7 protein-coding genes are annotated in these 8746 nt (G+C 59.6%); 4 read left to right on the top strand and 3 right to left on the bottom strand.

All coding sequences use genetic code 11. The features are described 5' to 3' along the window. Both EOC06_RS02740 and EOC06_RS02735 read right to left on the bottom strand, forming a co-directional pair. Nucleotides 1-787: hydantoinase/oxoprolinase N-terminal domain-containing protein (locus EOC06_RS02740; RefSeq protein ID WP_164898440.1), on the bottom strand; the 787-nt coding region annotated here is incomplete at its 3' end. A gap of 89 nt (nt 788-876) precedes the next feature. Further along, a complete protein-coding gene (locus tag EOC06_RS02735; RefSeq protein WP_127327825.1) occupies nt 877-1782 on the bottom strand; it encodes a LysR family transcriptional regulator in 906 nt (301 codons plus the stop codon). 115 nt (nt 1783-1897) lie between these two features. Between EOC06_RS02735 and EOC06_RS02730 the strand changes: the two genes are divergently transcribed. After that, the gene (locus EOC06_RS02730; RefSeq protein ID WP_127327826.1) at nt 1898-3007 is read left to right on the top strand and encodes an FAD-binding oxidoreductase; all 1110 of its coding nucleotides are present in this window, start codon (nt 1898-1900) and stop codon (nt 3005-3007) included. Nucleotides 3008-3634: 627 nt separating this feature from the next. On the opposite strand, the gene EOC06_RS02725 is transcribed toward EOC06_RS02730, so the two are convergent. Then, entirely contained in the window at nt 3635-4117 is a 483-nt protein-coding gene (locus EOC06_RS02725) for a hypothetical protein (RefSeq protein ID WP_245469297.1), read from the bottom strand. On the opposite strand from EOC06_RS02725, the gene EOC06_RS02720 reads away from it, so the two are divergent. The 3 genes from EOC06_RS02720 to EOC06_RS02710 all read left to right on the top strand — a co-directional run. After that, nucleotides 4104-4766, top strand: a complete 663-nt coding sequence (locus EOC06_RS02720; RefSeq protein ID WP_127327827.1) for a hypothetical protein — start codon at nt 4104-4106, stop codon at nt 4764-4766. The two genes, EOC06_RS02725 and EOC06_RS02720, sit on opposite strands and share 14 nt — an antisense overlap. Before the next feature lie 958 nt (nt 4767-5724). Then, nucleotides 5725-7608, top strand: coding sequence for a nucleoside-diphosphate sugar epimerase/dehydratase (locus EOC06_RS02715; RefSeq protein ID WP_164762595.1), 1884 nt, complete (start codon nt 5725-5727; stop codon nt 7606-7608). Continuing rightward, nucleotides 7605-8746: glycosyltransferase family 4 protein (locus EOC06_RS02710; protein WP_206631148.1), on the top strand; the 1142-nt coding region annotated here is incomplete at its 3' end. The genes EOC06_RS02715 and EOC06_RS02710, both read left to right, overlap by 4 nt.

Genomic DNA, 8746 nt, shown 5'->3' with positions numbered 1-8746 from the left:
CAGCGTTCATCAGCCCCCCGTTCGACTTCGTCAGCATGGGGCGGGCCGGCACGCCGTGCTCCTTCAGCCGCTGTTCCAGCGCCGTCAGATAGCCCGAGACGCGCGGATGGACATAGCCATTGAGGATGGCGGTCGAGCTGCGCTCATATTCGCGGATGACCGGCCAGACCTCGGCCGAGGAGAAGACGAACAGGTTGGGCGCAAGACGCGCGATGGTCGCCTTCACCGAAGCTTCCTGAGCGGCATTGCGCCAGGCATGCAGGAAGGACACGATGATGCCTTGCGCCCCGTTGGCTTTCGCCGCTGCCACCGCCCTTTCCACCGCCGCCATATCAGGCGCCCGGGATTCGCTGCCATCGGCACGCATGCGGGCCGGAATGCCGAAAACCATGTCGCGCGAGATCAGCGGGTCCGGCCGCGAGCAGAACAGCGAATACATGTCCGGCATGCGAAGCCGCGCCAGTTCGATGATGTCCTCGAAGCCGGCATTGGTGAACAGCGCAAGCGGCGCGCCCTTTCGCTGGATGATGGTGTTGATGCCGACCGTAGTCCCATGCACGAAGCGCGTCATGCGTTTGGGATCAAAGCCTTCGCGTTCGGCCAGAAGCCTGAGGCCCGTCATCAGTTCGGCACCCGGATCTTCCGGCGTCGTCAGCACCTTCAGCGAGGCGACACGCCCCGAATTTGCTTCGAGCGCACAGAAATCGATGAATGTGCCACCGATATCGACGCCGACCTTCCAGTCGGCTTCGTTGCGCGTCTCGTCCGCCGCGATGGCACCATCCATGATGCGTCCCTTCCTGTCTGCCAACCAAAGCTGACACGACAGGATGGCCAGGGTCCAAGATGGATGACGAGCAGGGCCATAAGTCCTGCTTATGCCCTTGCCTTGTCAGCGCCCAGCACGGCGGAACAGGCCGCGCGGATCTGGTCGCGCATCATCTCATCGGCCCGCGAAAGCGCCCGGGTACGCGATGTGAGCAGCGCGATTGGAAACTCCGGCCCATTCGCCAGCGGCCGGACGGCAAGCCCGGCAAACTGATGCCAGGGCAGCAATGCGTCGACGAGCGCGACACCCAGACCGGCCTGGACGAAGCCCACTGCCGAGATGGAGACATCGATCTCGAGCGACGGCGAAAGCGCCACACCTTGCGCACGGGCAGCGTGGGCCAACTCGTCGGCGGGACGGGTGTTTGCGCGATAGGATATCAACTCTTCGCCGGCGAGATCGGCGAGCGCCAGCTCGGTCTTCCCGGCCAACGCGTGCCCCGTGGGCAGCAGGCATGAGAAGCCGACGCTGCCGATCACTTCCGCCTCGATATCGAGAGGCAGGCGGTCGTCCATGGCGACGCCGAGGCTGGCATCACCGGCGCGCAGCATGTCGATGATCGCGGCGATCGGCGCCATATGCGACCGCAACAAAATGTCGGGATGCTGCGCCCGGAAGCTGGTGAACGCGTGCGGCAAGATGGCCATGGCCGGCGGTGGCGAGGCCGCGACCCGCACCAACCCCGTCCGGCCAAGCCGCAGGTCGGTGGTCTTGCGGCGTAAGCCTTCCAGCCCCGCCGACAGCCGCTCGGCATCGGCGAAGATCTCGAGCGCCTCCGGGGTCGGCCGCAGCCGGCCCTTCACCCTCTCGAACAGCATGAAGCCGAGTTCGTCCTCGGTGTGGAGCAGGATCTGGCTCAAAGCGGGTTGGGAGATGTTCAGCATCCGCGCCGCGGCGGTCACGGTGCCCGCGCGCATGACGGCGATGAACACTTCGAGCTGACGGGCCCGCATTGCCACTCCATAGGTTTGGCTTATGGCTGTTGTCCAAACTCATCTTTGACGCAATGAAGCGGTGCCGACAAGATCGGCGTCTTCAGGGAGTATCCGCTCCGCACAAGGAATAACCATGGACGTGATCGTGCTGGGCGGTGGACTGATGGGGACGGCTTCGGCCTATTTCCTCGCCAGGCGCGGCGCGCGCGTGACGCTGGTCGAGCGCAACCGGATCGGCACCGGAGCGACCGTCGCCTCCTTCGGCAACATCCGGCGCACGGGGCGCCATCTGTCTCAGCTTCCGCTGGCCCACCGTTCGCTCAGGCTGTGGGGTGAGGCCGAAAGGATGCTTGGCCGCGACGTCGAGTTCCGCGCCACCGGCCATATCCGGCTGATCTTCGATGAAGGAAGCCTTGCCGACATGCGGGCCTATGCCCAAGCCGCGCGGCCGTGGGGGCTTGAGCTGGAGGAACTCGGCCCGCGTGAGATCCGCTCCCGGTTTCCCGGCCTCGGCCCTGACGCGATCGGAGCGTCGTTCTCTCCGCAAGATGGCAGCGGCAATCCACGGCTGATCGCACCCGCCTTTGCCGAGGCGGCCCGCAAACTGGGGGCGCAAATCATCGAGGGAGCTGAGGTCCAGAAGATCACCCATACGGGCTCCGGTTTCCTTGTCGCCAGTTCGAAAGGTGCATTCGCCGCCGACTGCCTGCTCAACACCGCCGGAGCCTGGGGCGCGCGCATTGCCGCACAGTTTGGCGAAGAGGTCCCGCTTGACGCCCGCGGTCCGCAAATGGGCGTGACCGAGCCGCTGCCGCATCGGATTCTGCCGGTGGTCGGCATCTGGACGCGCGACAAGGACCATGGCGCCTATTTGCGTCAGGTCGAGCGGGGCAACATCGTTTTCGGCGGCGCCGCCGAAAGGGTATCGGTGAACCTCGATCCAGGCCATGCGGTCGCCGATCCCATGCGCCTTCCCCTGCAATTGCGCGCGGTCACTCGGCTGCTGCCGGCAATCGCAAAGGTCGCGGTCATCCGCACCTGGTCCGGCTGTGAGGGTTATGTGCGGGACATGCTGCCGGTCATGGGACGCTCGGCGACGACGCCAGGCCTGTTCCACGCCTTCGGCTTCAGCGGACATGGCTTCCAGCTCGGTCCGGGCGTGGGCGACGCGATGGCCGAACTGATCACGACCGGACGTTGCGAAACGCCACTCGACGATTTCAGGATCGATCGCTTCGGGTAGATCACCGGACGCGGACAGAACTAGAATCCATCTGTTCGAATGACCGCAATTGGGCAACTCGTTTCCGACGGTCAACCTCCGCTTGAGAGGCAGGATGCCAATAACAACTTTACCCGGAAGGAGCTCGCCAGAGGAGCAACCGCATCCCACCGCTTCAAATGATGAGGAATGAGGCGGATAGGGCTGATCAGCTAAGCGCGTCAATTTCGCGATCTCACCAATCCCAGTGTGCCGTCCGGAATTATCTGTCATTGTCCGGAATTAAGCCGGTCTTAGAACTGAAAAGAATCCGCCGAGAAGTGCGAGCGGCATTCACTCGATACGGGTTATCAAACTTGTTCCTTAGGGTTACCAAACCGCGTGTTGGGTGGCCTCAGGTTACCAATCAGCGCCGCAATAAGCTTAATGAAGACAGTCTCATAGCGCCAGTTCGGAATTACTTGTCGTTGGGGCACGCTGGTGACCTGGTTGACCGAAGTTCGTTGGTAACCTCTTCCGGCGAAAACCGGGGGAATATGAGCCACTTAGCAGTCAGGCCGACAACAGATAATTCTGGACTTGGAGTCTCACCAACGACAAATATTTCTGGACGGTGTGCAGTCCGAAATTATCTGTCGCTGTCCGGAATTAAGCCGATCTTCGGATGTCGTCGCCGCGCTCGTGTAAAAGCTTGAGCGCATCGCTGCCGCACGACACGACACGAAGCGTGGTCTCGATCTGAGAAAGACGAATGCTGCCAACGCCATTGGTAACGGCAGCGCAGTTCTGGAGGAGGTGGCAAAGCGCGCGAAGCGAGGTGTTCTCACCGTAGATAACAATCGCTTCGTAGGCGTCGGCTCCCTCAACGTTGTTTTCGGCGCCGATCCTTATGCAGTCCTCCCGCGTCGGCTGCCCGATCTCGAAACGCATGCCGATGCGGCTTTCGATCTGATCCAGAGCGTGGATATCACGCCTCGTGCCCGCCAACCGATGAGTGTTGCCGGCGAGCAGTAAAGCGAAGCCGCAGCGCTCCTGAAGATGCAGCAGCTCCCGCAGCACGGTGGGCGTGAAGTTCTGATATTCGTCCACCAGCAACGGACGCGTCGGGCCGCATCGGGTGGCCGAGGCCAAGGACACCGCCGCCGCCGGCAATGCACTGTTGCCGCAGAACCCACTCTCTGGCTCGGCCCCTGAAGCCGCAAACGCCGTTCAGCGCCTTGTGCGGCAAGATCCCGAAACGACGACCGCGCTCGTTCGCCAGAATTTGGCCGATCGGTATTCAACGGCGCAGACGGAGACTCAGGGCGGCAGTCGAGAATCGGCCGGCGCCAAGTTCCATCGCAGCGTGGCCGGCAACGACCAGCGCCAGGCGGTGCTGGACGCGGTGCTGCGAAATCTGCCCGGCGGGCAAGCTGGCGCCGCCATGCCTGAATTGCTCGACGTGCTGCAGGCGACGATGCGGCGAGATGCTCCGGGCAGCAGCACAGCCGCCAATCAGTTGATACACGGTGATCTAGGGGCGAGGTCGCCCATAGGGACGGTCATCGACCTCACCAAGTCGCTCGGTGCCAGCTTCCTGACGCAAGCCGGCGATGCGGCGAAGCGGGCGCAATTGCGAGGCAACCTGGCGCATTTGGGCGATATCCTGACAGGGCCGGAGGCGGTCCAGCGCACGCGCGCAGCTCGCGATCGGCGGCCGATGGTCAGCTATCCCGAAGCGGGACTGCGCACGCTCTTCGAAAGCGGGCAGACGCTTCAGGATCCGCGAGGCGCGCGCTGATGTTGCGCCTTCCGTTGCTCAATACGCTTCAGACGTCGGCGGCTTGGCGCATCTTCCCTCGCGTCCCCAAACAGCGAAAACACGACGTTCGCTAGTCCGACGCAAATCAGGATGCCAACAATGGCCAGAATGATTTCCAACCTCTTCTCCTGAAAGACTGCATAGCATGGCACCGCATCAATAAGCTACGGTCCCTGAAAGTGAGCATCGTTTCCAGGCCTTCGACGCGTAAGGATCGCCCCCTGTGCGTGCGTCAGGAACAGCGCCGCGGCGGGCTCTGCCCACAAGAAACTCAGTCGATAACGCCTAGGACATCATCACTCTGGCCTGGCTGTGCAACGAAGACTTATCCAATCGCCAAATAGACCAAGGTACTGTCCTGGCAAAATCCGAAGTCGGCAGTCCGATCGGTCGGCGATCGCCGACTCTTCCGCAGAGATGGCGCCGCCTGAATCAAGCCCAAGTTCAAAAAGTGGGGGCGACTGGATCATTATCGTTGCCCTTATGGAATCCACCAAGTAGTTGTTGCGTAGTGGAGGACTGAATACATCATGCAAATAGAGTCACCGGCCGGATCACGGCTCGCTACGTGATCGTGCTTCGTCAGCGAAAGCTATCATTGGACCGCGGCTTCCTGCCGGGGAGATTATTATCCGTGCTCGAAGCGTCTTCGCTGGTCTATACAGTTGGACAAATTGGCTCAAATTGGATTCGATCCCTTGGACGAGCTCCGAGGAGACAGCTCGTCTTGGGGTTGAGACATCCGTGAACCGCCTGATCAACGTGACCATCCGTGTTGAACGAAAGCCTTAAACAGGTGCCGGAAGCCAGATGCGGCCTTCCAGGTAGCTCTGATGTCAGGATAAAGTTATCTGATGTCAGGATAAAGTTTAGAAGGGGTCTAACTATCCCTAGGCCAATTACGCTGCGAGGAATGGCCCTAGCGCACGATGGCATAATGGGTGCTGTCGCGATGCTACTAGCATTTGTGTTGCGACTTGATTTTGATGGCTTCCTGCTGAATTGGCCGGTGTTGCTTGGAGCAGCTACCCTCTTCGGGGTCATGGTCAGTACGGCAGGGTTCTTGCTGGGACTAAACCGCGGAATATGGCGCTATGCGTCGCTTCCTGACTTGGTAGCGATCGCTGGCGCGACTAGCGTGGCCATCGCGCTCTTTATTGTCGCTGAGTTCCTTCTGATTCGGCTGAATGCGATCCCACGCTCTTCTGTTGTTATAGCCTGGGCGTTCACTGTCGTGCTGTTGGCCGGACCTCGCGCTGCGTATCGAGTTTACCGCAATCACCATGACAGCAAACGACGAAGAAAGGCCGAACCCGCCGGGGGAAGAAACGTGCTCTTGATCGGAGCTACCGACAATGCGGAAGCTTTCCTGAGGGCTATAAAGGAAAGGGATCGTACCTCATTTGAGGTGCTGGCAATCATTGACGAGAGAGGACGAAGAACAGGCCGATCTATCCGCGGAGTTCCAGTTATGGGGCCTTTGGAACGGCTTCCCCAGATTCTCTCCCGATTTGAGGCTCGGGGGCGCCGCCCAGAGGCGATAATCCTCACGCGATCACGTGATGATTATGAACGTCATGCCAGCATTGAAGCGCTGGTCGAAATTGCCGCAACTCAGAAGCTAGAAATCCTTCGGCTTCCAAATCTGCTCGATATGCAAAGCATCGATGCGAAGATCGAACTGCGGCCCATCAAGCTGGAAGACCTTCTGCAACGAGACCCCGTTCGACTGGACGTGCCCAAGATCCAGTCGATGATTCAGGGTAAGACCATTATGATTACAGGGGCCGGTGGCTCCATTGGATCTGAGTTGGCACGACAGATTGCTGACCTGGAGCCCGGAAGCCTAATTCTTCTCGATGCCAGCGAATTCGCGCTCTACACAATCAAGTCCGAGCTGTCTCAGAGATGGCAAAATATCGATATCCAAGCCGCTCTTTGCAACGTGCGGGAAAAAGAGGCAGTGCGCACGATCGTTGAACGCTTCAAACCTGATGTGCTGTTCCATGCTGCGGCACTGAAGCACGTGCCGATGGTTGAGGCTCAGCCGCTCGAAGGCATCTTCACCAATGCAATCGGAACACGAAATGTCGCCGATGCGGCGCTCAGTGCAAATGTATCCAGGATGATCATGGTGTCGACCGACAAGGCGGTAAATCCCGCCAATGTTATGGGGGCAACCAAGCGAATGGCGGAGATGTATTGCCAGGCGTTGGACCTCGACCCGGAGGTCATCGGCACGCGATTCATCACAGTTCGGTTCGGCAATGTCTTGGGGTCGGCCGGCTCGGTCGTCCCTCTTTTCGAACAGCAGATCAAGGCGGGTGGTCCTGTGACCGTCACTCATGCCGACATGGAACGCTTTTTCATGACGATCCCTGAGGCCTGTCTCCTCGTTCTCCAGGCGGCGGCATACACCCCCGCGCCACAGCATGAGCGAGGCCGGATTTTCGTGCTCGATATGGGGTCTCCCGTGAAAATCGTCGATTTGGCGCGAAATCTTATTCGGCTCTCGGGACGTCGACCGGACAAGGATATTCAGATTGTCTACACGGGGCTGCGGCCCGGAGAGAAACTCTACGAGGAGCTGTTCGACAGCAAAGAGACCTTGAGTGAGACAGGAGCCTCAGGCATCTTGGCGGCATCGTCGCGGTCGATCAAACGTGCTGTAATTGTGCGTATTTTTGATGAAATGCAATGCGTAGTCAGCGCCCGGGATCTGCAAGGCGCAGTGAAGCTCCTCAAATCGACTGTGCCGGAGTTCACTCCCGGCATGGAAGATCACCTGCTGATGAGCATAAAGCGTTCGGCTAAGTCATGAACTTCGCGACCGCGGCTTTGTGCGGCAGCCCGTCACCAGACCGAATTAACGAGAAGATGCGGGTGCTGGTCGTGAGTCAGCATTTTTGGCCTGAAACGTTCAGGATCAACGAGGTTGTCGAGTCGCTTCGCTCGTGTGGGTGCGACGTTGAGGTTTTGTCTGGTCAGCCGAACTATCCGCATGGCCAAATATTTGAAGGTTACCGAGCGCTTAGCTCAGGCACGCAAATTCATCCGTCCGGGTACCTGATACACCGGGTGCCTGTTGTGCCGCGAGGCAAAGGCGGGGGGCTACGGAGAGTGTGGAATTACCTCTCATTCGTCGTGTCGGGGAGCATCATCGGGCTATTTTTAACGCGATCCAAGCGATACGATATTGTCTTCGTGTATGCGAACTCCCCGATTCTGCAAGGATTGGTAGGGGCCGTTTTCAGACAGTTCAAATCTGCCGCTCATGTGATTTGGGTCCAGGATCTGTGGCCGGACAATTTGGAAGAAACAGGGTTTGTTCGCAACCAGCGAGTGCTGAGCGCTGTGGAGGCCCTCACTCGCTTCATTTACCAACGTTCCGACCTTCTTCTAGCCCAGTCACGCGGTTTCATCGCAAAGATACGCGCCGTTGCCGGCGATGCGGTGCCAATCGCATACCACCCCAATCCTGGCGATTTGAATCTGGCGGTAGATAGCAAATTCACGGGTTCGCCTCTGGATCTTACGCGCGGGTTCAATGTCGTGTTTGCTGGTAATCTCGGGTCAGCTCAGGCGCTGGAGACAGTTTTAGACGCGGCAGGCCGAATATCAGATCCTGAGATTAACATCGTGCTTGTTGGAAGTGGAAGCCGGTCTGAGTGGCTCAGGACCGAAATTGAGCGACTTCATCTCACCAATGTCCTGCTAGTAGGACGATTTCCGCCAGAGGCGATGCCGGCGGTATTTGCGCAGGCCTCTGCTCTCCTAGTCACGCTTAACCGGGCAAAGGGTTTAGGTTTGACGGTGCCGAGCAAGATCCCGACATACTTAGCAGCTGGGCGCCCCATCTTGGCGTGCCTTGATGGCGAGGCGGCCGATATCGTAAGCGAGGCCAAGGCGGGCCTAATTGTGCCAGCCGAAGACAGCATAGCCCTGGCAGAGGCAATCAT

The sequence above is a fragment of the Mesorhizobium sp. M7A.F.Ca.MR.362.00.0.0 genome, from assembly GCF_004023175.1.
Lineage (GTDB): Bacteria > Pseudomonadota > Alphaproteobacteria > Rhizobiales > Rhizobiaceae > Mesorhizobium.
This window is presented reverse-complemented; position numbering and strand designations above follow the sequence as displayed.